General features: G+C 72.4%; 23 protein-coding genes. 20 read left to right on the top strand and 3 right to left on the bottom strand.

Annotation, left to right across the window (positions count from 1 at the left end):
- Positions 1-43: 43 nt before the first annotated feature.
- The 11 genes from ACVW07_RS12295 (at position 44) to ACVW07_RS12245 (ending at position 10,821) form a co-directional block, all read left to right on the top strand.
- Positions 44-334, top strand: a complete 291-nt coding sequence (locus tag ACVW07_RS12295; RefSeq protein ID WP_456819527.1) for a hypothetical protein — start codon at positions 44-46, stop codon at positions 332-334.
- Positions 331-1,764 carry a putative T7SS-secreted protein gene (locus ACVW07_RS12290; RefSeq protein ID WP_456819526.1) on the top strand — a complete coding sequence of 478 codons (1,434 nt, stop codon included), beginning with the start codon at positions 331-333 and terminating at the stop codon, positions 1,762-1,764. Before ACVW07_RS12295 ends, ACVW07_RS12290 begins: the two co-directional genes overlap by 4 nt.
- Positions 1,765-1,774: 10 nt before the next feature.
- A complete protein-coding gene (locus ACVW07_RS12285; RefSeq protein WP_456819525.1) occupies positions 1,775-2,392 on the top strand; it encodes a hypothetical protein in 618 nt (205 codons plus the stop codon).
- Positions 2,389-3,045 carry a hypothetical protein gene (locus tag ACVW07_RS12280; protein ID WP_456819524.1) on the top strand — a complete coding sequence of 219 codons (657 nt, stop codon included), beginning with the start codon at positions 2,389-2,391 and terminating at the stop codon, positions 3,043-3,045. Before ACVW07_RS12285 ends, ACVW07_RS12280 begins: the two co-directional genes overlap by 4 nt.
- Before the next feature lie 10 nt (positions 3,046-3,055).
- Positions 3,056-3,304, top strand: a complete 249-nt coding sequence (locus ACVW07_RS12275; protein WP_456819523.1) for a hypothetical protein — start codon at positions 3,056-3,058, stop codon at positions 3,302-3,304.
- Positions 3,305-3,643: 339 nt separating this feature from the next.
- On the top strand, positions 3,644-3,940 hold the full coding sequence (locus tag ACVW07_RS12270) for a WXG100 family type VII secretion target (RefSeq protein WP_456819522.1): 297 nt from the start codon (positions 3,644-3,646) through the stop codon (positions 3,938-3,940).
- Between the two features lie 82 nt (positions 3,941-4,022).
- Positions 4,023-4,328 carry a hypothetical protein gene (locus ACVW07_RS12265; protein WP_456819521.1) on the top strand — a complete coding sequence of 102 codons (306 nt, stop codon included), beginning with the start codon at positions 4,023-4,025 and terminating at the stop codon, positions 4,326-4,328.
- Positions 4,325-5,740 (top strand): hypothetical protein, encoded by a 1,416-nt coding sequence (locus tag ACVW07_RS12260; RefSeq protein ID WP_456819520.1) that lies wholly within the window; start codon positions 4,325-4,327, stop codon positions 5,738-5,740. Before ACVW07_RS12265 ends, ACVW07_RS12260 begins: the two co-directional genes overlap by 4 nt.
- 23 nt (positions 5,741-5,763) lie before the next feature.
- The gene (locus tag ACVW07_RS12255; RefSeq protein ID WP_456819519.1) at positions 5,764-6,375 is read left to right on the top strand and encodes a hypothetical protein; all 612 of its coding nucleotides are present in this window, start codon (positions 5,764-5,766) and stop codon (positions 6,373-6,375) included.
- Between the two features lie 102 nt (positions 6,376-6,477).
- On the top strand, positions 6,478-7,143 hold the full coding sequence (locus ACVW07_RS12250) for a hypothetical protein (RefSeq protein WP_456819518.1): 666 nt from the start codon (positions 6,478-6,480) through the stop codon (positions 7,141-7,143).
- Positions 7,144-7,245: 102 nt separating this feature from the next.
- Positions 7,246-10,821: a TM0106 family RecB-like putative nuclease gene (locus ACVW07_RS12245; protein ID WP_456819517.1), complete on the top strand. Its 3,576-nt coding sequence runs from the start codon at positions 7,246-7,248 to the stop codon at positions 10,819-10,821.
- Between the two features lie 3 nt (positions 10,822-10,824).
- On the opposite strand, the gene ACVW07_RS12240 is transcribed toward ACVW07_RS12245, so the two are convergent.
- Complete coding sequence (locus ACVW07_RS12240) at positions 10,825-11,313, bottom strand: HipA domain-containing protein (RefSeq protein WP_456819516.1); 489 nt, start codon at positions 11,311-11,313, stop codon at positions 10,825-10,827.
- An 84-nt stretch (positions 11,314-11,397) separates the two neighbouring features.
- On the opposite strand from ACVW07_RS12240, the gene ACVW07_RS12235 reads away from it, so the two are divergent.
- The 3 genes from ACVW07_RS12235 (at position 11,398) to ACVW07_RS12225 (ending at position 13,635) form a co-directional block, all read left to right on the top strand.
- Entirely contained in the window at positions 11,398-11,649 is a 252-nt protein-coding gene (locus tag ACVW07_RS12235) for a hypothetical protein (protein WP_456819515.1), read from the top strand.
- A 223-nt stretch (positions 11,650-11,872) separates the two neighbouring features.
- Complete coding sequence (locus ACVW07_RS12230; RefSeq protein ID WP_456819514.1) at positions 11,873-13,177, top strand: NucA/NucB deoxyribonuclease domain-containing protein; 1,305 nt, start codon at positions 11,873-11,875, stop codon at positions 13,175-13,177.
- Positions 13,174-13,635 (top strand): hypothetical protein, encoded by a 462-nt coding sequence (locus ACVW07_RS12225; RefSeq protein ID WP_456819513.1) that lies wholly within the window; start codon positions 13,174-13,176, stop codon positions 13,633-13,635. Before ACVW07_RS12230 ends, ACVW07_RS12225 begins: the two co-directional genes overlap by 4 nt.
- A 433-nt stretch (positions 13,636-14,068) precedes the next feature.
- Here the strand turns inward: ACVW07_RS12225 and ACVW07_RS12220 are convergent, their stop codons facing one another.
- Complete coding sequence (locus tag ACVW07_RS12220; protein WP_456819512.1) at positions 14,069-14,305, bottom strand: hypothetical protein; 237 nt, start codon at positions 14,303-14,305, stop codon at positions 14,069-14,071.
- A gap of 156 nt (positions 14,306-14,461) precedes the next feature.
- Here ACVW07_RS12220 and ACVW07_RS12215 point away from each other — a divergent pair, with 156 nt between their 5' ends.
- The 6 genes from ACVW07_RS12215 to ACVW07_RS12190 all read left to right on the top strand — a co-directional run bounded on the left by ACVW07_RS12215 (position 14,462) and on the right by ACVW07_RS12190 (position 21,349).
- Positions 14,462-16,156 carry an alpha-amylase family protein gene (locus ACVW07_RS12215; RefSeq protein WP_456819511.1) on the top strand — a complete coding sequence of 565 codons (1,695 nt, stop codon included), beginning with the start codon at positions 14,462-14,464 and terminating at the stop codon, positions 16,154-16,156.
- Between the two features lie 131 nt (positions 16,157-16,287).
- Positions 16,288-17,232: an FKBP-type peptidyl-prolyl cis-trans isomerase gene (locus ACVW07_RS12210; RefSeq protein ID WP_456819510.1), complete on the top strand. Its 945-nt coding sequence runs from the start codon at positions 16,288-16,290 to the stop codon at positions 17,230-17,232.
- A 153-nt stretch (positions 17,233-17,385) separates the two neighbouring features.
- Positions 17,386-19,443, top strand: a complete 2,058-nt coding sequence (locus ACVW07_RS12205) for an elongation factor G (RefSeq protein ID WP_456819509.1) — start codon at positions 17,386-17,388, stop codon at positions 19,441-19,443.
- 27 nt (positions 19,444-19,470) lie between these two features.
- The gene (locus ACVW07_RS12200; protein WP_456819508.1) at positions 19,471-20,088 is read left to right on the top strand and encodes an L-threonylcarbamoyladenylate synthase; all 618 of its coding nucleotides are present in this window, start codon (positions 19,471-19,473) and stop codon (positions 20,086-20,088) included.
- Entirely contained in the window at positions 20,088-20,597 is a 510-nt protein-coding gene (locus ACVW07_RS12195; protein WP_456819507.1) for a TIGR00725 family protein, read from the top strand. Before ACVW07_RS12200 ends, ACVW07_RS12195 begins: the two co-directional genes overlap by 1 nt.
- Positions 20,594-21,349 carry a uracil-DNA glycosylase gene (locus tag ACVW07_RS12190; protein WP_456819506.1) on the top strand — a complete coding sequence of 252 codons (756 nt, stop codon included), beginning with the start codon at positions 20,594-20,596 and terminating at the stop codon, positions 21,347-21,349. Before ACVW07_RS12195 ends, ACVW07_RS12190 begins: the two co-directional genes overlap by 4 nt.
- Before the next feature lie 48 nt (positions 21,350-21,397).
- Here the strand turns inward: ACVW07_RS12190 and ACVW07_RS12185 are convergent, their stop codons facing one another.
- Entirely contained in the window at positions 21,398-22,687 is a 1,290-nt protein-coding gene (locus ACVW07_RS12185) for an LCP family protein (protein ID WP_456819505.1), read from the bottom strand.
- Between the last annotated feature and the right edge of the window lie 73 nt (positions 22,688-22,760).

Here is a 22,760-nt window from a genome sequence, read left to right as displayed (position 1 = left end):
GCACGACGCCTGTTTCTCGACGCGGCGTGGAAGGAGTGGACCTGTGGGAGACCGGCTGGCGGTGGACACGACGGCGGTACGGATGGCAGCGGTGAGCCTGCGCGCGGTGGCGACGGAGTTCGACGGCGCCAACGCGCACAGCGACCGGGTGGCGGACGCCGTCGGCGGCGGGCCCCTGAGCGACTGCCTGCGCGACTTCGCGCACGAGTGGGACGACGCCCGGGCCACGATGGTCGAGCAGATCGCGGCGCTCGCCGAGGCGTGCTCGCAGATCGCGGTCGCCTTCGACGACCTCGACGTCGGGCTGGCCGACGTCATGCGAGGTCAGGCATGACCCGCCCCCTGTCCTGGTACCCGCTCGCCGGCTTCGACCCCGTCCCGGGCGACCCCGAGGAGGTCCGCCAGGCCAGCCGCGCGTACACCACCGTCGCCGAGGCCATCGAGGGCGCCGCGACCGGCCTCGAGTCCGTCACCGGCTCCGACCAGCTCTCCGAGTCACAGGCCCTCGACGCGGTCCACACCCAGGCCAAGGCCGTCGCCGCCGACATCCGCAAGGCCCACAAGCGCTACCAGGCCGTCGCCGAGGCCCTCGCCGGGTTCGCCGACCCCCTCGACCACGCCCAGGCCGAGTCGCTGACCGCCCTGGCCGAAGCCCGGGCCGCCCAACGGGCCATCGACGAGGCCCACCACACCCTGCGCACCACCGACTGGGGCGCTGCTCCGACCTCCGTCGGCGGCACGAGCCTGGTCCCGGTCGACAACCCCGGCCTCGCCGCCCTGCGCGCCGGCCTGTCCGACGCCGACCGGGCCCTGGACCGCGCCCGCGAGCGCCTCGCCGACGCGGTGCAGGCCCGGGACGCCGCCGCCGCCCGCGCCGTCGCGCACATCGAGCACATCACCGGCGGCGACGGCCTGCACGACAGCGTCTGGCGCAACGTCCTGCACGTCACCCACTGGGTCTCCGACGTGTTCGGGGCGATCTCCATGTGGGCCGGGGCCATGGCGCTCCTGCTCTGCTGGGTGCCGATCGTCGGGGAGGTCCTCGGGGCGGTCGCGCTGGTGGCCGGCGCCGTCGCGCTGGTCGCCGACGTCGTCCTCCTCTTCTCGGGCGAGGGCGACGTGCTCGACGTGGTCTTCGGCGCGCTGGGCATCATGACGTTCGGTCTGGGGCGCGTGGTGGGGGCGGGGCTGAAGATCACGATCCGGGGCGCCAGGGCCACGGAGGTGTCAGCAACGGCAGGAAGGGGTGCGGCGGCCGCGAAGGCTGGCAAGGCAGCAACGGACGTCGCCGACGACGTCCAGACCTTGGCGCGACCGGTAGAAGGAACGCTCAAAGACCTTGGATCGGCGATGCCTGACGGGGCGGCCGCCGCCCCGGTCGCGACTCGTGCATTGAGCCGGGCAGGGGCGCAGGAGATGGCCGCTAGCCTCAAGCCGTCCGCCGTCATGGATGACCTCGCAGAGACGTTCCGCGACGTGCGGGCCGTCCGGCCCGGCACGTTCAAGCCAACCCGCTCCCAAGCACTGGGCGCGGTCATTGGAGATGTCGATTCAGCCGAGTGGCTGACCAACCTCGACAAGGCGGCCGGCAACGGATCGCGTGAGGCGGCGCACGGCGCTGCGGCAGATGCCTCGGCACGAGCGATAGCCGCCGTGGCGGGCGGTATCGCCCTCGACAAGGCGTTGCTTGGAGCGAGCACCGCTCACGACCTCTTTCCGTCCAACCAGGCCGTGTCCGTCGACACACTGCACCTGAACCACTGATCGGAGAACGATGGGGACCTGGATCACCAACAGCCAGATCATGGTGCCGAAGACCTGGGCGCTCTGGGGTGCAGGCGAGCACAGGGCGGAGGCGAGCACTGCGCCGGCGCAGCTCGCCGACACCCCTGAGGGTCAGGACTTCGTTCGCCGCGCGATCCTCGGCTCCGAGTCCACGTTTCATGGGATAGGCACCCGGGTCGCGATGTTGGTCTGGGTGCCTGACCGTGCGACGGGTGCTGTTCAGGGAATCGGCTCCTGCTGGCGCATCGGCTGGCCTCCCGACACCCGTCCAAGCCGTGACGAGTACCTGGTCGAGGCAAAGAAGCTCGACCCCGCACCTGGTGTGACGATCGACGCCAGCAGCTTCACGACGTTCGATGTCGACGCCGGTCCCTTGGTGGTCGAAGGGCTGATCACGCGCGAGACCCCGCGCAGCCGGTTCGGCGGCTTTCTTCGCACGGCGAGCAGCCCGATCGCCCAGATCCGCTGCACGATCTTCCCAGAAGGCTGCGATGAGGTCTTCCGCATCGACCTCATGGTCGACGACCTCGACCTCGCGGGTCCGGCCTCTGCCCAGATCGGCAGCATCGCCAAGGGCGTCGTCCTGACCTTGGGCGAGCGACCGTGAGCGCGAGCAGCAACGAAACCACTGACGCGTCACCGCTGGCGCGCCCGCAGCGGGTCGGCGGGGTCCGGCTGGTGCTGCCCGCTACCTGGTGGGTGATCGACCTGCGGGACGCGTCGGCGCGCCGTCGGTCGATCGCGGCGCTCGTCGAGGAGCAGCTGGGCCGGGGCGACGAGCTGGCTGCCCTGCGGGAGGACCTGCGACGCCACCTGGGGGTCACCGCGATCGACGCCGGCGCGCTGGGCGGCCAGCTCATGGCGATCTCGTTGACGCGGGCGGGACCGGTGCCGATCCCCGCGTCGGTCACCGTGTACCGCTCACCGGCAGGCAGCGCCCGCAGCGAGACGCTCAAGGATGTCGAGGCCGCGCTGCGTGCCGATGCCCGCACGGACGACACGGTCGACGCTGCGGAGGGCCCGACCGGCCCGGTCCTGCGCCGGACGCGGATCGGTTCGGGCATCGAGGAGCTCGGCGCACAGGACGTGCCGATGCTGCTGGCCGACTACTGGCTGGACCCGGGCGACGGCGCCGGCCTGCTCTCCCTGACGTTCTCGAGCCCGCTGGTCGAGGCCCGAGACGCCCTTCTGCCCCTGTTCGACACCGTCGTCGCCTCGGTCGCCCCGGTGCCCGAGGGATCGACCACCCACGGAAAGTGATCCCCACCGCATGACGCACCTGACGTTGACCCTGCCCGTCACGACCGCCAGCACATATGCCGACGACGAGTACACGCCGTCCGCCGTCAGCTTCGTCGGCATGAGTGTCGCCATCGTCGGCATCATCCTGCTCGTTGCCGTTTCCTTGGGTGCGGCCGCTCTGATCCGTCGGGGACACCGCCCGCTGCGCTGGTTCGGGCTGAGCGCCGCGATGCTGGTCCTCGGACTCCTTGTCATGTGGCTCGGCGGCGCACGCTGACAGGCGCTCGTCTCGGACCCGTGCCCTCACCCCTGGGTCACCTTCACGTGCCCGCTGGCGCCGTTCGTCATGCTCGTGACACTGACGCGACGGTCTCGGGGCTCCGGCGGCGTCGGCTCGCCCCCGCTCGCCGAGCCTCGATCGGCTGAGGTTCGCCCGCGCGTTCCCCCGCCCGGCGGCTGGTGTGACGAAGGCCACACAGGCAGGGGAGTGAACCCGTCGGCCGCTGTGGGATAGTCCGCCCCCCTGCTTCGTGCCCTGCTCTAGTGTCCGGCGCGGCGGAACTGATCCGTCGGTCCCGGCCACGCGCGGGGGCGGAACCGGTAGAGGAGCAGGGCGATGGCGAACCTGAACGTGTCGTACCAGGAGATGCGGGACGCGGCGACGCGCCTGACCAACGGGCAGGACGAGATCACCACCAAGCTCAACGAGCTCAAGGGGTTCATCGAGTCGCTGATCTCCTCCGGGTTCGTCACGGATCAGGCCTCCGTCGCGTTCGGCGAGTCCTACCGGCAGTTCACCCAGGGCGCCACCGACACCGTCGCCGCCCTGACCAGCCTCGGCGAGTACCTGCGCAACGCCGCCGCCACCCTCGAGGACGCCGACACCCAGCTCGCCTCCGGCCTGCGCGGCTGACCGCACGCAGCGCGCCGGGCCCGCCCGCTCGCGTGGCGGGCCCGAGGGGCGACCGGTGACGACGTGACGAAGGGGTGGACCGGTGGGTGACCGGCTGACGGTGGACACGGCGATGGTGCGAGACACAGGACTGCGCCTGCGGACCGTCGCCGCGGAGTTCGACGGCGCGAACGCGCACAGCGACCGGGTCGCGGACGCGGTCGGCGGCGGGAGCCTGGGCGACGCGCTGCACGACTTCGCGCACGGCTGGGACGACCGCCGCGCCAAGATGGTCGAGCAGATCGCGACGCTCGCCGAGATGTGCACGGCCGTCGCGGACGGCTTCGACGGCGTGGACGCCCAGCTCGCCTCCGCGATCCTGGGCCAGTCGACGGTAGGCCCGTCGTGACCCGCCCGCTGTCCTGGTACCCGCTGGCCGCGTTCGACCCGGTCCCCGGCGACCCGGCCGAGGTCCTGCAGGCAAGCCGCGAGTACGCCGCTGTCGCCGAGGCCATCGCCACCGCGTCGGACGGGCTGGTGACCATCGCCGACGCGGACCCGCACTGCGTCTCGGCGGCCATGGAGGCGGTCCACGAGCACGCCAAGGCCGTGGCCGCCGACATTGCGAAGGCCCAGAAGCGCTACCAGGCGGTCGCCGACGCCCTGGCGGAGTTCGCCGACCCACTGGACCGCGCCCAGGCCGACTCGCTGACCGCCCTGAGCGAGGCGAGGTCCGCCCAACGGGCCATCGACGAGGCCCACCACACCTTGCGTACCACCGACTGGGACGCCCCGGCCGGCTCGGCGGTCGGCTCGACCCTCGGCCCAGGCTCCAACCCTGCCCTGATCGCCCTGCGTGCCGGGCTCTCCGACGCCGACCGGGCCCTGGACCGCGCCCGCCAGCACCTGGCCGACGCCGCGCACGCCCGGGACGTGGCCGCCGCCCGCGCCGTCGCCCGCATCCAGGCGACGACCGGCAGCGACCACCTGCACGACAGCTTCTGGCAGAACACGCTGCATGTCACCCATTGGGTCTCCGAGGTGTTCGGCAAGATCGCCGCCATCACCGGGGCGCTGGCTCTGCTGCTGTGCTGGGTGCCGATCGTCGGGGAGGTGCTCGCCGCCGTCTCCCTGATCGCCGGGGCGGTCGCCCTGGTCGCCGACATCGTGCTCCTGTGCTCGGGCGAAGGCAGCTGGCTCGACGTCACCCTCGGTGCGCTCGCCATCGTCACGTTCGGCCTCGGACGTCTGGTGGGAACCGGGCTCAAGATCGGCGTCCGGAGCGCGGAAGCAGCCGAAGCCTCGGCCAAGGCCGGCAGGGCTGAGCGTGTCGTCGCGGAAGGTCTCGCTGCTAAGGCGGGGTCGGTCGAGGCGGCGGCCGCCGGGTCGGTCTCCGAAGGCAGTCGCGCCTCTCGTGCCGCCCTCGGCTCGGACGTCGCGACGCGCGCTCTGAGTCGCGCAGGCGTCAAGGAGATGGTGGGCTCGCTCAAGCCGTCGGAGATCGTCCACGATCTGGGCGAGACCGTCTCGAAGGTTCCGCAGATCCGCCCGGGCCTGTTCACGCCGGGCGCCACCGACGCTTTCGGGGCGACGATCGGTAACGTCGAGACGGGCCGCGCCATCGTGAACATCGACAAGGTCGTGGGGAACGTCGCCCGCGACGCGCAGCTCGTCGGGGCGCGAACGGCCGTGGACCACGCTCTGACCGCAGTGGCAGGCGGGATCGTCCTGGACAAGGTGGTGCTCGGCGCGACCGTCCAGCACGTTCTCTTCGCCCCCGGTGAGGCCGGTCCGGTGGACCGGCTGCACGTGAACGACTGACCCGACGACGAAAGCAGACGGTGATGGGCACCTGGATCACTCACCACAAGGTGGGAGCCCCCCCGCTGTGGGGGATCTGGGCTGCCGGCCAGCACGAGGCGGAGGCCGAGATCCTTCCGCAGCGCCTGGCCGACACCCGCGAGGGCCACGACCTCGTGCGCCGGGCCGTGCTGGGCGCCGAAGCGAAGTTCGACGGACCGGGGAGCCTGACCAACCTGCTCGTGTGGGTGCCCGACCCGACCACAGGCGCGGTGCAGGCCCTCGGCGCGTGCTGGTGCCTCGGTTGGCCGGCCGGCACGCGCCCGACCCGTGACCAGTACCTGACCGACGCCAGGAAGCTCGACCCCGACAAGGGGGTCACGATCCTCGACAGCGACGTCGCCACCATCGACGTCGAGGCCGGCCCCGGGGTTGTCGAGGTCCTGTTCACCAGCTACCGGAAGCACTCCCGGTTCGGAGGCCTGCTCCGTACCGACGACACCCCCACCGGCCAGGTCCGCTGCACGATCTTCCCCGACGGGTGCGACGAAGCCTTCCGGCTCGAGGCCGTCCTCGACGACCTCTCCCTGGTCGAGGCTGCCGTCGAGGACATCGGTCGGATGGCCAAGTCCGTCGTCCTGACCCTGGGCAGCTGACATGGTCCGCCTGCACGACGCACCGACACCGCCGCTCACGGGCAGGGCACCCGCACCCGCGCCCTCGCCGATCGGCGTCGCCACCTCCCTCGGTGCCCCCGCATGACCGCCCCGGTGGACCCGACCGGTGAGGGCGACCCGACGCCCCTGGCGCGACCCCAGCGCGTCGCGGGCATCACGCTCGTGCTCCCGGCAGCCTGGTGGGTGGTCGACCTGCGCGACGAACCCGCGCGGCGTCGGTCGATCGCCGCTCTCGTCGAGCAGCAGCTCGGTCGGGCCGACGGGGCCGCCGCACTGCGCGCGGACCTCCGCCGGCATCTGGAGGTCGCCGCGATCGACGCCGGGGCCCTGGGCGGCCAGCTCATGGCGATCTCGCTGACCCGCGCCGGTCCGGTGCCCATCCCGGCGTCCGTCACGGTGTACCGGTCCCGTCCCGGCAACACCTCGAACGAGTCCTTGGACGACATCGAGGCCGCTCTGCGCGGCGACCCGGCGGCACCCGGCACGGTCGACGCCGCCGAGGGCCCGTCGGGCCCGGTGCTGCGCCGCACCCGCATCGGGTCGGGGACGCAGGACCTCGGCGCGCAGGACGTGCCCATGCTGCTGGCGGACTACTGGCTCGACCCCGGCGACGGTGACGGCCTCGTCGCCCTGACCTTCTCCAGCCCGCTGGTCGAGGCACGCGACGCCCTCCTGGAGCTGTTCGACACCGTCGTCGCCTCGGTCACGCGCCTGCCGTCCACCGGCCCCGCGGGCGCCGGCACGTGAGCCCCGCCGGATCTCGCACCTGACCTGCGACGATCTCGGGTCGCAGCGGCCGGCACGCTCGTCACCCGGCGGACTGTCCGCACCCGGGCCTACCCTCGGCCCATGCTCCTGCTCGAGGACGGCGGCCTGGTGCTCAGCCCGAGCGACCTCGCGCACGCCGCTGCGTGCGAGCTGGCCGTGGTCCGGTCGCTCGACGGCCGGCTCGGCTGGGCTCCGGCGGTCGTGCCGGCCGGGGACGCGATGCTGGAGCGGGTCGCGGCGCTCGGCGGCGAGCACGAACGGACCGTCCTGCGGGGGTATCTCGACCGGTTCGGGCCGTGGGACGAGGCGAGCGGTCGCGGGGTGGTCACGATGCGTCGGGCGCACGGCGACCGCGAGTCGCTCACGGCACTGCACGAGCGCACGCTCGCGGTGCTGGCCGCCGGTGCCGACGTCGTCTACCAGGCCGGGTTCTTCGACGGGCGGTTCAGCGGCTACGCCGACTTCCTGGTCCGCGACGACGACGGCCGGTACTCCGTCCACGACACCAAGCTCGCCCGCACGGTGAAGGTCACCGCGCTGCTGCAGCTCGCCGCGTACGCCGACCAGCTGAGCGCGGCGGGTGTCCCGACGGACGACGAGGTGCACCTGGTGCTGGGCGACCGCACGAGGTCGCGGCACCGGCTCGCGGACCTGCTGCCGGTCTACCGCGACCGGCGTCGCCGGCTGGAACGCCTGCTCGACGCGCACCGGGCCCGCGGCAGGGCGGCGGCCTGGGGCGACGAGCGGTACCGGGCGTGCGGCCGGTGCGACGTCTGCGCGCCGGAGGTCGAACGGCACCGCGACCTGCTGCTCGTCGCCGGCATGCGTGCGACGCAGCGGGTCCGGCTGCACGCCGCGGGCGTCACGACGATCGATTCGCTCGCCACCGGCGTCGGCGCGGTCGACGGCATCGGTGCCACGGCGCTCACCGGTCTGCGGGCGCAGGCGGCGCTGCAGGTCCGGCAGGGCGAGCCGCACGACGGGCCGCTGGTGTTCGACCTCGTCGACCCGGGCGCCGTCGCGGACCTGCCGGCCGCGGACGACGGTGACGTGTTCTTCGACTTCGAGGGCGACCCGCTCTGGACGGACGACACGATCCCGCCCGACGAGCCCGCGTCGTGGGGGCTGGAGTACCTGTTCGGCGTCGTGGAGAACGACGGCCCGGAGCCCGTGTTCCGGCCCTTCTGGGCCCACGACCGCGCGCAGGAGAAGCAGGCGCTCGTCGACTTCCTCGCCTACGTGGCGGAGCGGCGCCGAGCGCACCCGGCGATGCACGTCTACCACTACGCGCCCTACGAGAAGTCGGCGCTGCTCAGGCTCGCAGCCCGGCACGGCGTCGGCGAGGAGACCGTCGACCAGCTCCTGCGCGAGGGAGTCCTCGTCGACCTGTACGCCACGGTCCGGCGCGGTCTGCGCGTGGGCAGCAGCTCGTACTCGCTGAAGAAGCTGGAACCGCTGTACATGGGCGACGAGCACCGGGAGGGCGAGGTGACGACGGCGGGCGACTCGATCGTCGAGTACGCCGAGGCGTGCGCGCTCCGGGAACGCGGCGACGACGGTGCGTGGCGGGAGCGGCTCGACGCCATCGGCGACTACAACCGGTACGACTGCGTGTCCACGCTGCGGCTGAGGGACTGGCTGGTGGCGCGGGGCGCCGAGCACGGTGCGGTCCCGGGTGCCCGGCCGACGACCGAGCCCGACGACGCGACCGACGGGACCGGAGAGACCGGCGGAACCGGCGGGGCCGACGAGACCGACGAGCTCGTCGAGCGGCTCACGAAGTCGGCTGCCGCGGCGGACGGCGCCGACGCCACCGCCCTGGCCCTGCTCGCGGCCGCGCTCGGCTACCACCGCCGTGAGGACAAGCCGTTCTGGTGGGCCCACTTCGACCGCCTCCGGTCGGACCCGGCGGACTGGCTGGACCCGCGCTCGACGCTGCTCGCCGACGAGCCGCCGACCGTCGTCCGGGACTGGTACGTGCCGCCGCGGGGCAGGGCGAACCGTCGGGAGCTGCGGTTCGTCGGGCACCTCGAACCAGGCAGCGACCTGCGCGAGGGCGAGAAGGCCTACGCGCTGTACGAGCCGGCACCGCCGTTCGCGAAGACGTCGTCGGGTGGTCACCGCGGCTGGACGTCGAACGTCGTCGTGCTCGGCACGCGGACCGAGCCGGACCCGCGCTCACCGTCGGGCACCCGGGACGTCGTCCTCGTGTGCGAGGCGCTGGCCACCGCCGACTCGCCGACGGACGCGCTCCCGATGGCGCTCGGCCCGGCCGAGCCGCCGCCGACCGCCGGTGTCGCCGCCGCGATCCGGCGGGTCGCCGAGCAGGTGGCGGACAGCCTGCCGGCCCTCCCGGCCCACCCGGCGGTCGACCTCCTGCGCCGGGTGCCGCCGCGCACCCGCAGCGGCCTGCCCCTCCCACGCCCCGACAGCCCCGATGACGCGACCAGCACGATCGGCACGATCGGCACGCCGGAGGCGATCACCTCCGCCGTCCTCGACCTCGACAGGTCGTACGTCGCCGTCCAGGGTCCGCCGGGCACCGGCAAGACGTACACCGGTGGCCACGTCATCGCGGCGCTCGCGGCGCAGGGCTGGAAGGTCGGCGTCGTCGCGCAGTCGCACGCCGTCGTGGAGAACATGCTGCGCTCGGTCGCGGGCGCCGGCCTGGACCCTGCGCGCATCGCCAAGAAGTACAAGGACCACCCGCCGGCCGACCCCGTCTGGCAACCGCTGAAGGAGGACCGCGAGTTCTCGGCGTTCTACGGCCGGCAGCAGGGCGGCTTCGTCGTCGGCGGCACCACCTGGGACTTCACGAACGCGAAGCGGGTCCCGCCGGGCAGCCTCGACCTGGTCGTCGTCGACGAGGCGGGACAGTTCGCGCTCGCCAACACCGTCGCCGTGTCCGTCGCGGGCCGCAACCTCCTGCTGCTCGGCGACCCGCAGCAGCTCCCCCAGGTCAGCAAGGGCAGCCACCCGGTCCCGGTGGACCGGTCGGCGCTCGGCTGGCTGGCGGACGGCCACGACACGCTGCCCGACGAGCTCGGCTACTTCCTCGACCGCACGTGGCGCATGCACCCGGCGCTCACGTCCGCGGTGTCGCGGCTGTCGTACGAGGACCGGCTGGCGTCCGTCGGGCACACGTCGCTGCGGTCGCTCGAGGGCGTCGCGCCGGGCGTGCGCACCATCCTCGTCGACCACGCGGGTCACGCCGTCGCGTCACCCGTGGAGGCAGCCGTCGTCGTCGGGACCGTCCGGGACCTGGTGGGGCGTCGCTGGCAGGACCCGCACACCGGTGTCGACCGGCCGCTGGCGCCGCCGGACGTTCTCGTCGTCGCCCCGTACAACGCCCAGGTGTGGACCGTGCGCCGTACGCTCGACAAGGCCGGGCTCGGCGGTGTCCGCGTCGGCACAGTCGACAAGTTCCAGGGGCAGGAGGCGCCCGTGGTGATCGTGACGATGACGGCGTCGTCCGCCGAGGACGTGCCGCGCGGCATGGAGTTCCTGCTCAACCGGAACCGGGTCAACGTCGCGGTGTCCCGGGCCCAGTGGTGCGCGGTGGTAGTCCGCTCCCGTGCTCTCACCGACTACCTGCCGACCGGCCCGGCCCAGCTCGCGGAGCTCGGCGCGTTCCTGGGGCTGACCTCGGCGGGCTGACGCCTACGCCTCGTAGCCCTCGAACGCGTAGGCGTTCAGGATCTGGCGGCCCCACAGGTACGCGCGGTCATCGCCGGTCAGGTGCGCCTCGTCAGCCGCGTCGCTCCACTCCTCGCGGATCGTGGTGACCTGATGGTCGACGATCTCGCGCGCCTGCTCGGCCGTCAGGCCATACTCCGGCGCAGCCTGCACGCACAGGGCGAGCTGGCTGTCGCGTTGGCCGTCCCTCGTGACGTCCATGGCCTGCATCGCCTGAGTACCCGACCGAGGCTGCGGGCACAGGTCGTAGGCCGGGGTGAGCTCGAGCTCAGCACCGTCCCAGAACGCCGCGTGATTGCGGGCGTGGTCGTCGTTGTTGCCGACCGCCACGTTGAAGACGACGCGCTCGAACAGCGCGCGCCCGGTGCCGCTGCCGGTCGTCAGAGCGGAGGGTGACGCCGATTCCCCCAGACCCCACGGCAAACGGGTGGTTCCACCGTCAAATGGGGCCAATCGCTGTTCGGCGCTATCCGGAGCCCGCTATCTTCCGTCGCACGGGAATCGACAGGGGGGCAAGTCATGGCATCAACGCACCGGATGGCTGTCGTCACGGGCCTGGCAGCAGCAGCCGCGGCAGGCGCGGGCCTCATCGTGGGCGCCGCTCAGGCGTCGAGCTCTGACCAGCGTCCCCCGACGGAAGACGACAAGGTCAAGGCCGCCAACCTCGGCGTCGAGTGGGACGACGAGGACGGGTACGGCTACTCCTCGGCTCCGCCGGAGGTCGTGCCTGGAACCAGCGACGGTCCCACAAACATTCACGTAGAACTGCACGTCACGGAGGACGAGTGAGGCACGCTGCGCGTGCAAGACGCACGCTCTGGGCGGTGGCCATCACCGGCGCCCTGCTCGCCTCCGGGGTCAGCACGGCCTCAGCGGACGACGCTTCCCCAGACCCGGCTGCACCGATCATGACCGGTGACACCCTGGAGGGCACACCCGCGCCCAGATCCAGGATGAGCTAGGCGCCAGCTGCCCTGCCGACACCGGCTCCCCAGGCGCCCAGACGCTGTGCGTGTCGATCAATGCAACCGCTGACGCGCCTGTGATTGCTCCCTTCACCCCGGACTCCGATCCGTTGGCAGGCCCTGACTACTCTGACCTGGACGTCGACCCCGACGACCAGGTGGAACCGGGGGCGACCGCCCTCGAAACTCCCGGACCGACCCAGCTCCCCCCGGACGTCGCGACCCCCGCGCCCACCCTTCTCGGCTCTGCCGATCCGGGTCAGGAGAGCGGCACTGAAGAAGGCGTCGCTCGCGACCCGGAGGTGGCGGCCTCGAACCTGCTCGCAACCCCGGATGAGGAGCCCGTCGGCGACATTCCGTCCCCGCTGCGGCGCACCAAGGCGCCCGAATGGTGCAACTTCACACAGCAGCGGTTCACACGTACCGAGTATTGCTACGACTACACGTGGGACGTCACGCTGCTGCGCACTAATGCGCGAGGGGTCACCACCGTCGCCGGCACCGCCACCGGGACCATGCAGACCTACGTCTACATGTCGTGGAGGGTCCTGCACGTCATCAACCAGACGACGCTGCGTCTCTCGAAGACCACCGGCAAGGTCATCAAACTCGACATCACTGGCAAGTTCTGGTGCTCGTACAACTGCGATTACAAGCGTGGCACGCTTCCAGTTCGACGGCTGCAGGTCGGCAGGGACGTCGTCGCGATCGGCGATGTGTCACCGACCTTCACCGGCGGGATGGAAGACAACTGGGACTACACGCGGCTCAACTGGAGCTTCGACCTCCAAAACGTCAGCCCGGTCACGCTGCCGACGACCGTCACCGCACTCGCGTTCGCCGGCCGCTGTGACGTGATCATGTACGGGCCAGGCGGATGCGTGACCCCGTACCGCACGGTGTACTACATGCCAACGCCGGAGACCTCGCCGTTCCCGACCGTGTCCCGACACGTCCAACTCGCACTAGCCTCCGGCCTCATGGGGGCACCCGAGAACCAAGGGTTCCTTTCTCGCACACGGGACGTCAGTCTCATCCAGGCGAATAGGCAGGCTGCCTGCCCACGCAGCATCAAGCGCCCCACCGACATGTCGTGCGACGAGTACCCATTCGCCTCAACGCGTCAGGGCGCCTCCAACCAAATCTTCGACGGAGGCAGCGTTCGCGTCTTCGACGACTGCGGACTGCCGACCATTCCCGGCTCCGGGACTACCGGATTCAGCCGGTGCATCGTCCCGCTCACCGAGAACACCGCGGCCGGGCGCCACCTCGGCCAGTTCTACCGGACAGGTCGCGTGTGGGACGGTGACGAGTTCTACGTCAAGCTCGTGGACCCGGCGGCCCCACTGTGACCAGCGCGGGAGGCGGCACCGTTTGGGTCGAGTACCACCAGTGGTACGTCGGCGACGAGGACGTACTCGACGCCGACCCGACGCCCAACGCCGCCGCGATGATCAGCCCCGCGCCGGGAGGCGGGGCAGTGATGCTCACCGGCGTTGCGATCGGCCACGTCCAGTACACGTGGTCGACCCACGACAAGGAGCCACCCATAGGTGACGACTGGCAGGATGTCTCACAGGCGCCCGTGTTCGCCCCCCAGGGGCGTCTACACGTCATCGGCTGGCTGGGGGAAAGCTTCGACGAGGTCAATCTCGCTGTCACCGGGCCGGGCGTCTACATGGTGCGCTACAGCGCAACGGGGCGGGATCTGGACGCGGACCTGGGTGTTGAGCTGGCCCAAGAGAGCATCCACCTCGATGTGTGGCCCGCCGATACCGACGCCCGGGCCGCGGTGATCCGGCGCAAGTGACGGCGCCTGACAGCGCGTGGTCGGCCGGCGACTGGCGCGCGAGATGGTGCCACCGCTCCTTCCGTAAGCCGGGAGACCGAGCGCGGCAGGTATCGGGCGATGGGCTCGACGACGTTGCCGCGGCCGTCGAGCACCACCCACGGCGGTCGGGCTTGGACCTTTGACGACAGAGCCCCAGTGAGGCAGTTCAAGCTCTGAGCGATCTACAGTCCACCTTGTCCAGTCGTAGTCGGTGGACGAGGTCTATCCCTCAACCGGCTGGCTGCGCCGCGACGACGGTGAAGTTCACCTCAGCGCGGTCGGCCTCGACGTCGACGAAGGTCATGGCGGCGATCCGGCCGTCGCCGCCGACGACCCCATGGCCTCGCCGCTGCTCACCGGCTGTCGCGCGTGCAGGCGTCAGCGGCTCGTGCGCGGTCGCCTGGCCGCCGGGTTAGTCGTGGAGCGTCGCCGCGTCCAGCGACAGGACACCGACCACGTCGCCGACCGAGAGCCTTCGGACCACGCCCACCGGCTCGGCACGCGCCACCAGATTGCGCAGGACGTGCTCGTCGCACGCCTCGGCATCGAGCGCGCCGGCCCACGAACGAGCCACCACCACCCACCCGTCGCGCGCGAGGCCCTCCCGTTCCGGGGCGTCCGACCTCATGATGCGTGTCTGGCTCGGCATGCCAGGAGGGTCCCATGCAGCGTGCACCGGTCCCCGAGACGTCCGCCGCCGGGCCGGACGCTCCACGGGAGCGGCTCTCGCCGGGCGGACGGCCGCGCGACCCGGTAGACACGTGCCTCACGCCCGCGACCGACCCCCGCGATCGAGGAGTGCCCCGTGAGAATCAGCGACACCGGTGACCTGTGGTGGAAGAACGCCGTCATCTACTGCCTGGACGTCGAGACGTACATGGACTGGGACGACGACGGCGTCGGCGACCTGCCGGGCCTGCTGCAGCGCCTCGACCACCTGGCCGACCTCGGCGTCACGTGCCTGTGGCTCATGCCGTTCTACCCGACGGGCGCCGTCGACGACGGCTACGACATCGTCGACTTCTCGGCCGTCGACCCGCGCCTGGGCACCCCCGGCGACCTCGTCGAGCTCATCCGCACGGCCCGCGACCGCGGCATCCGGGTCATCGCCGACCTGGTCGTCAACCACACCTCGGAGAACCACCCCTGGTTCAAGGAGGCCCGCCGCAGCAAGGACAACCGGTACCGCGACTTCTACGTGTGGCGGTCGGACAAGCCGCCGTCGACGAAGGACCAGGCCGTCTTCCCCGACAAGGAGGAGGGCATCTGGACGAAGGACGACCGCACGGGCGAGTGGTACCGGCACCACTTCTACCGTCAGCAGCCCGACCTCAACACGGCGAACCCGCAGGTCAGGGACGCCATCGCAAAGAACATCGGCTACTGGGCGGAGCTCGGCCTGTCGGGCTTCCGGGTGGACGCGGTGCCGTTCTTCCTCGCCGACACGGCGAAGACCCCGTACGACGACGTCGCGAACCCCCACGACTACCTGAGGTCGCTGCGGGCCTTCCTCACCCGGCGCGCCGGTGACGCGATCCTCATGGGTGAGGTGAACCTCCCGTACGAGCAGCAGGCGCTGTTCTTCGGGGACAGCGACGGCGACGGGACGTCCGACGGCGACGAGCTCAACCTGCAGTTCGACTTCATCGGCATGCAGTCGCTGTACCTCGCGATGGCCCGGCAGGACGCCGCCCCGCTGGCCGACGCCCTCACGGCCCGCCCGAAGATCCCGCGTGACGCCCAGTGGGCCACGTTCGTGCGCAACCACGACGAGCTCACGCTGGACAAGCTGTCGGACGACGAGCGCCAGGAGGTGTTCGCCGCCTTCGGCCCGGACCCCGACATGCAGCTGTACGGCCGGGGACTGCGCCGCCGGCTCCCGACGATGCTCGGCGGCGACCCGCGGCGGATCCGGATGGTCTACTCGCTGCTGTTCTCCCTGCCGGGCACGCCGGTCCTCTTCTACGGCGAGGAGATCGGCATGGGCGAGGACCTGTCCGCCGAGGACCGGATGGCGGTCCGGACGCCGATGCAGTGGTCGTCGGGCAGGAACGGCGGGTGGTCCCGCGCTCCGCGCAACCGGCTGGTCCGGCACCTGACCGACGGCGGCTACGGGCCCGAGCACGTGAACGTCGCCGACCAGCGACGGGACCCGGAGTCGCTGCTCAACTTCGTGCAGCTCCTCGTGCGCCGCTACCGCGAGAGCCCCGAGCTGGGCTGGGCCGCAGAGGCGGAGATCCTGGACCAGCCGCACCCGTCCGTCCTGGCGCACCGGAGCAGCTGGGGCGACGGCTCGACGGTCGCGGTGCACAACCTGTCCGACCAGCCCGTCATGGTCCCCCTGCGGTTCGACGACTGCGACGACACCGTCGCCCTCGTGGACCTGCTGCGGGACGGGTCCTGCGTGGTGGCGAAGGACGGGCGCGTCGAGGTGGAGCTCGGCGCGTACGGCTACCGGTGGCTGCGGGTGGTCCGCGACGGCGACCGCCGGCTGCTCTGACCGACCGCAGAGGGCCGAATCGTTTCGGCCCTCTGCCCCCTCGGCACCCTCAGCACTTCCCCAGGAATCTCGCGTACCGTGCGTGGGTCCGCCGCCTCCCCGGGCGGGACCCGATCAGACGGAGGACCTTCGTGCGCCGCACGACCACCGCTCGCGGCCTCGCCGCCGCCACCCTCGCCCTCGCCCTGTCGTTCACGCTCACCGCGTGCGCAGGGGACTCCGGCGACAGCCCGTCCGCGTCCGCCTCCGCCTCCACGGGGGTGAACGCCGCCGCCGACAAGGCCGCGCTCGCCAAGGTGAAGCTCAAGGGCGAGGCCGGCAAGGAGCCGACCATCACGCTGCCGAGCAAGCCGTTCAACGTGACGGGGTTCGTGTCGCGGCTCGTCAAGGACGGTGACGGCGCCGCGATCGAGGACGGCCAGAACCTCACCGTCCAGATGATCGTCGTGGACGGCAAGGACGGCGCGACGCAGGGCTCCACCTACAAGGACAACGCCCCCGAGACCCTCACGGCCGGGGCGACCACGATCACCGAGCTCGACGAGGTCCTCAAGGACGCGCACGTCGGGGCCCGCGTGCTGCTCGCGCTCACCGCGCAGGACGCCACGCAGGTGTACGCGCTCGAGGTCGTCGACGCGAAGACGATCCCGGCGCGCGCCGACGGTGCGGCCGTGCCGCCCGTCGCCGGCCTCCCGGCCGTGACGCTCGACGAGTCGGGCGCACCGGCCATCACGCCGGTCGGCGGCGACGCCCCGGCCGCGCTGGTCGTCCAGCCCCTCATCACGGGCACCGGCCCGGCCGTCGCGAACGGCCAGAAGGTCACCGTGAAGTACACGGGCTGGCTGTGGGACGGCACCAAGTTCGACTCGTCGTGGGACAGCAAGTCCACGTTCCCGTTCACCGTGGGCGCCGGCCAGGTCATCCCCGGCTGGGACAAGGGCGTCGCGGGTCAGACCGTCGGCAGCCAGGTGCTCCTCGTCGTGCCGCCCGCCGACGGCTACGGCGACCAGGACAAGGGCACGATCCCGCCGAACTCCACGCTGGTGTTCGTCGTCGACATCCTCGACGCCGCGTAGTCGCAGCACCCCCCGGAGGCCCGGGGTCGTCGTCCGCACCCGGACGCCGGCCCCGGGCCTTCCTGCGTTCCCGGCCTGCCATCCACCCCGTCGCCTGGCTACTGTGGGCCCAGGTCCCCTCACAGGGAGCAGCGAGCGACGAAGCGAGCGAGCATGGACCAGGCGACGACGCCGCGGACCCGCACGGTGGCCCTCGTCGGCGCCGCGGGCGCGGGAAAGACCACCCTCGTCGAGGCCCTCCTGCACCGGGCCGGGGCGATCTCCCGGCCGGGTCGCGTGGAGGACGGCTCGACGGTCAGCGACCACGAGCCGGAGGAGATCGCACGCGGGATCTCCCTGTCCCTCGGCGTCGCGCCCTTTCCGTGGACGGCACCGGACGGGCTGACGTACGACGTCACGCTGCTCGACGCGCCCGGGTCCGCGGACTTCGCCGGCGCGCTCGACGCGGCGCTCGCGGCGGCGGACTTCGCGCTCGTCGTGGTGAGCGCGGTGGACGGGGTGCAGGCCGGCACGCTCACCGCGTGGCGGCAGGTCACCGAGGCGGGACTACCGCGGATCGTGGTCGTCACGAAGGAGGACCGGGCCCGGGCGGACTTCCGGCACGTGCTCGACGACCTGCGCAGCGCATTCGGCGACGGGCTGGTCCCGCTGGAGCTGCCGCTCGGCGAGGAGCACCAGTTCACCGGCGTGGCGGACGTGCTCAGCGAGGAAGGGCTGGCCTACGAGCCGGACGGGCGCCACCACACGGAGGCTCTGCCCGCGGGGATGGTCGACGAGGAGCACCGGCTGCACGACGAGGTGACCGAGGAGATCGTCTCGCACGACGACGACCAGCTCGAGCGCTACCTGTCGGGCGAGGTGCCGACCAGCGCGGAGCTCGAGCGGACCCTCGCGCACGAGGTCCGGGACGGGGAGGCGTTCCCCGTCCTGGTCGTGTCGGGGGTGACCGGGGTGGGTGTCGACCGGCTCGCCGACCTGCTGTGCGAGCTCGGGCCGTCCGCCGACGAGTGCCCGAAGCGGGTGCGCGCCGGGAAGACGGACGTCGAGGTGGCGCCCGACCCCCAGGGCCCGATCCTGGTGCACGCGTTCCGGACGCTCGCCGACCCGTTCGTCGGCCAGGTCACGCTGTTGCGGGTGCTGTCCGGCACCCTCCGGCCGGGCGACAAGCTCGTCAACACGACGACGAAGGCCGAGGAGCGCGTCCCCGGCCTGTTCCGGCTGCGGGGCAAGGAGCACCTGCCGCTCGACTCGGTGCCCGCCGGCCACGTCGCAGCCGTCGCCAAGCTCACCGGCACGCCGTCCGGCAGCCTCCTCGCCGACCGCGCCGGCCCGGGTGCCTCCATGACGGCCGTGCCCCCGCGCGAGCGGCCCGCCGTGTACGCGCTCGCGCTCGAACCGGTCACGCAGTCCGACGACGACCGGCTCTCCGCCGCCCTGACGAGGCTCACCGCCGAGGACCCCACGCTGAGCGTGGACCGGAGCACCGACCGCACCGTGCTGCGCGGCCTCGGGGACACCCACCTCGCGGTCGCCCTGGAACGGCTCGCGCGCGTGTTCGGCGTCCACGTCACCACCTCGCCCGTGCCTGTCGGGTACCGGGAGACGATCCGCAGGCAGGTCGAGGCCGAGGGCAAGGTGAAGAAGCAGTCCGGCGGGCACGGGCAGTACGCCGTGGTGCAGCTGCGGGTGTCGCCGCTGCCGCACGGGTCGGGGTTCGAGTTCGTCGACAAGGTGGTCGGCGGCGCCATCCCGCGCGGCTACCTGCCCGCCGTCCAGCGGGGCGTCACCGAGGCGATGGCGTCCGGCGGCCCGCACGGGTACCCCGTCGTGGACCTGCGCGTCGAGGTGTACGACGGCAAGTCGCACTCCGTCGACTCCTCCGACATGGCGTTCCGCACCGCCGCCGCCACCGGGGTCCGCGAGGCGCTGCACGCCGCCGGGACCCTCGTGCTGGAGCCGATCAGCCATGTCGAGGTCGTGGTGCCGAGCACCGCGCAGGGCGACGTGATGAGCGACCTGTCCTCACGCCGCGGGCGGATCAGCGCCACGACGTCGCTCGATGACGGCAGCGTCCGCATCGAGGCGACCGTGCCGGAGGCCGAGCTGGCCCGCTACGTGCTGGACCTGCGCTCGCTGACGGGCGGCCGCGCCGACCTGACGATGGCGCCCGACCACTACGAGGTGTGCCCCGACCACCTCGTGCCCGCCTGACCCTCCGGACTCCCTAGGCTCAGGTCCATGGCGCGCTACTTCGACGTGCATCCCGACAACCCGCAGCCCCGCTCGATCGCGCAGGTCGTGGACCTGCTGCGCAACGAGGGGGTCATCGCGTACCCCACCGACTCCTGCTACGCGCTCGGCTCGACGATCGACAACCACGACGGCGCCGACCGCATCCGGCGCATCCGGCAGCTCGACGACAAGCACCACTTCACGCTCGTCTGCGCCGACTTCGCGCAGCTCGGCCAGCTCGTGCAGCTCAGCAACAGCGCCTTCCGGGCGATCAAGGCGGCGACCCCCGGCCCGTACACGTTCATCCTGCCGGCGACCCCCGAGGTCCCGCGGCGGCTGGCCCACCCGAAGAAGCGGTCGGTCGGCGTGCGGATCCCCGACCACCCGGTCGTCGCGGCCCTGCTCCGCGAGCTCGGCGAGCCGCTGCTCTCCAGCACGCTCCTGATGCCGGGACAGGAGGACCCGATGACCGAGGGCTGGGAGATCAAGGAGGAGCTCGACCTGCAGCTCGACGCCGTCCTCGATGCGGGCGACTGCGGCCGGGAGCCGACGACGGTCGTCGACTGGACCGAGGGTGCGCCCGAGATCGTCCGGGTGGGCGCGGGGGACCCGGACCGGTTCTGATGAGTCCCGTCGCGGTGGCGTACGTCGGGGTCGTCGGACCCGGGGACGCGTCCGCGGCCGACGAGGCCCGTGCGCGAGACCTGGGGCGTGGCCTCGCGGACCGTGGCGACGTCGTCCTGTGCGGCGGGCTGGGCGGGGTCATGAGGGCCGTCGCCGCGGGCGTGCGTTCCGGCGGCGGGGTGGTCGTCGGGCTGCTCCCCGGTCCCGACCGCGTCGACGGGGACGAGCACCTCACCGTGGCGCTGCCCACCGGTCTGGGCGAGCTGCGCAACGCGCTGCTCGTGCGGTCGAGCGACGTGGTGGTGAGCGTCGGCGGGTCCTGGGGGACGCTGTCCGAGGTGGCGCTCGCGCTCCGCGCCGGGGTCCCGGTGGTCGCGCTCGACGGGTGGCAGGTGCACACGGCGGACGGATCGCCGCCCGGCGGCCCGTCGGCCGTGCGGGTCTCCTCGGTCGCCGACGCGCTCGCCGCGGTCGACGAGCTCGTCGGCCGCTCGGCAGGACCGGCGTGAGCACCGGCCCCACCAGCGCGGACGACGTCGCCCGGGCCGCCGCGGCCGCCGGTGACCTCACAGCGCTCGACGCCCTGGTCCCGACCTGCCGGGCGTGCCCGCGGCTCGTCGAGTGGCGCGAGACGGTCGCCGCCACCAAGCGGGCCGCGTACCGCGACGAGACGTACTGGGCCCGCCCGGTCCCGGGCTTCGGCGACCCGACGGCCCGTGTCCTCGTCGTCGGCCTGGCGCCTGCCGCCCACGGCGCCAACCGCACGGGCCGGATGTTCACCGGCGACCGCTCGGGTGACTTCCTGTTCGCCGCCATGCACCGCACCGGGTTCGCCTCCCAGGCCACCTCGGTGCGCGCGGACGACGGCCTCGTCCTCACCGGGATCCGCACCACGGCACCCGTCCGGTGCGCACCGCCGGCCAACGCGCCCACCCCCGAGGAGCGGCGCACGTGCGGGCCGTTCCTCGGGCGGGAGGTCGAGCTCGTGGCACCCCAGGTCGTCGTGGTGCTCGGCGGCTTCGGCTGGCAGGCCCTGCTCGCCACCCTCGGCGAACAGGGGTGGGAGGTCCCCCGGCCGCGACCCCGGTTCGGTCACGGCGCCGAGGTCCGTCTGCGGCGCGCGGACGCCGAGGTGGTGCTGCTCGGCTGCTTCCACGTCAGCCAGCAGAACACCTTCACCGGCCGGCTGACCCCCGGCATGCTCGACGCCGTGCTGCTGCGCGCGCGCGAGCTCGCGGCGCCGGTGGACGGCCGTCGCTAGCGTCGGTCAGAGACCGATGGCGGTCTCAGCCGTCACGCGCGGTCACCGTCACGCGCAGGTGGCCGTCACGTCGTTCGCCGTGAAGGGCTCCCGGCCGGCCTTCCTGGTCTCGGCGGGCGTCGGCACCGTCGGAGCCGCGGGCGGCGCTTCGGTCTCGACCGTCGTCGTCGCCGGCGGCGCGGCTGCGTCGTCCGTCGCCGTGGTCGGCACCGGCGGGACGGCGGACGTGTCGGCGGCCGCGCTCTCCGTGGGCACGACCGGCACGTCCTGCACCAGGTTGGACCAGACCGTCTCGGCCTCGTCGGTCCACACGACGCGGTTGCCGTTCTCGGGGTCGGGGCCGTTCGGGATCGTCATGAAGGTGATGCCCCCGGCGCCGAGGCCACGCGCGCTGTAGGCGAGGCCGACCATCGTCTGCACGGTCAGGTCGTTGTCGGTGGTGAGCGAGCTTGTCACCGCGGACAGGAACGAGAGCAGCTGCGGCACGTCCGTGACGACGTTCTTCGACAGCACCTCGGCCATCACCGCTGACAGCAGCCGCTGCTGGTTGCCGATGCGCGTCAGGTCGGAGCCGTCACTGCCCACGATGTGCCGCGCCCGGGCGAACTGCAGCGCCACCACACCGTCCAGGTGCGTCATCCCGGGCGTCCGGATGTCGAGCCCTGTGTACCGGTCCTTCATCGGGGTGGGGATGCAGATGTCGACCCCGCCGACCGTGTCGATGATCTGCTGGAAGCCGGCCATGTCGACGATCACGACGTGGTCGAAGGCCAGGCCGGTGTTCTCCTGCACGGTGCTGACCGTGCAGGCCGCCGCCGTGCGCAGGTCGCCCCCGAGCTTCCAGCCCGTGGCGAAGGCCGAGTTGATCTGTGCCTTCGCGCGGGCCTTCGACGTCGACCCGTCCGACCGGCAGGACGGGATCCGCACCATCGAGTCACGCGGGATCGAGACCAGCTCCACGCGTGTCCGGTCCGCCGAGATGTGCGCGACGATCGTCGTGTCCGACGCCATGGTCGAGTCCGCGCCACCGATCGCCTCGTTGGCGCCGTCGCGCTGGTCGGAGCCGATGAGCAGGATGTTGACGGGCGCGCCCGCGTTCGGGTCGTCCGGGTCCTTCGCGTGGGTCGGTTGCGGTGACGCCGCGGTGACGAGCCCGTCCATGTCGAAGTGGTCCATGTTGGACGTCATGCGCAGCGTCACCGCGACCGCCGCGCTGACCCCGAAGACGAGCACGCCCGCGAGCGACAGCGCCACCCCGCGGGCCACACGGTGGGTGCTGTGCGTGAGGGCGTGACGGGGCGGGGCGTGTCGGCGCGGGCGCCGGTGACCATCGGGCATCGCGCCACGCTAGCCGGGGCCTCCCCGCCGCGCGGAGGGTCCGTGGTGCACGACGTGAAGGCCCTGTGCAGGT

This window comes from Cellulomonas sp. URHB0016, from assembly GCF_054057935.1.
The sequence above is the reverse complement of the archived record's forward strand: the minus strand, read 5'-3'. Positions and strand labels throughout refer to the sequence as shown.

Coding starts and splice junctions, on each gene's coding strand:
- ACVW07_RS12290 (WP_456819526.1), top strand. CDS start 331: ATGACCCGCCCCCTGTCCTGGTACCCGCTCGCCGGCTTCGACCCCGTC.
- ACVW07_RS12285 (WP_456819525.1), top strand. CDS start 1,775: ATGGGGACCTGGATCACCAACAGCCAGATCATGGTGCCGAAGACCTGG.
- ACVW07_RS12275 (WP_456819523.1), top strand. CDS start 3,056: ATGACGCACCTGACGTTGACCCTGCCCGTCACGACCGCCAGCACATAT.
- ACVW07_RS12270 (WP_456819522.1), top strand. CDS start 3,644: ATGGCGAACCTGAACGTGTCGTACCAGGAGATGCGGGACGCGGCGACG.
- ACVW07_RS12255 (WP_456819519.1), top strand. CDS start 5,764: ATGGGCACCTGGATCACTCACCACAAGGTGGGAGCCCCCCCGCTGTGG.
- ACVW07_RS12250 (WP_456819518.1), top strand. CDS start 6,478: ATGACCGCCCCGGTGGACCCGACCGGTGAGGGCGACCCGACGCCCCTG.
- ACVW07_RS12245 (WP_456819517.1), top strand. CDS start 7,246: ATGCTCCTGCTCGAGGACGGCGGCCTGGTGCTCAGCCCGAGCGACCTC.
- ACVW07_RS12235 (WP_456819515.1), top strand. CDS start 11,398: ATGGCTGTCGTCACGGGCCTGGCAGCAGCAGCCGCGGCAGGCGCGGGC.
- ACVW07_RS12220 (WP_456819512.1), bottom strand. CDS start 14,305: ATGCCGAGCCAGACACGCATCATGAGGTCGGACGCCCCGGAACGGGAG.
- ACVW07_RS12205 (WP_456819509.1), top strand. CDS start 17,386: ATGGACCAGGCGACGACGCCGCGGACCCGCACGGTGGCCCTCGTCGGC.
- ACVW07_RS12200 (WP_456819508.1), top strand. CDS start 19,471: ATGGCGCGCTACTTCGACGTGCATCCCGACAACCCGCAGCCCCGCTCG.
- ACVW07_RS12195 (WP_456819507.1), top strand. CDS start 20,088: ATGAGTCCCGTCGCGGTGGCGTACGTCGGGGTCGTCGGACCCGGGGAC.
- ACVW07_RS12185 (WP_456819505.1), bottom strand. CDS start 22,687: ATGCCCGATGGTCACCGGCGCCCGCGCCGACACGCCCCGCCCCGTCAC.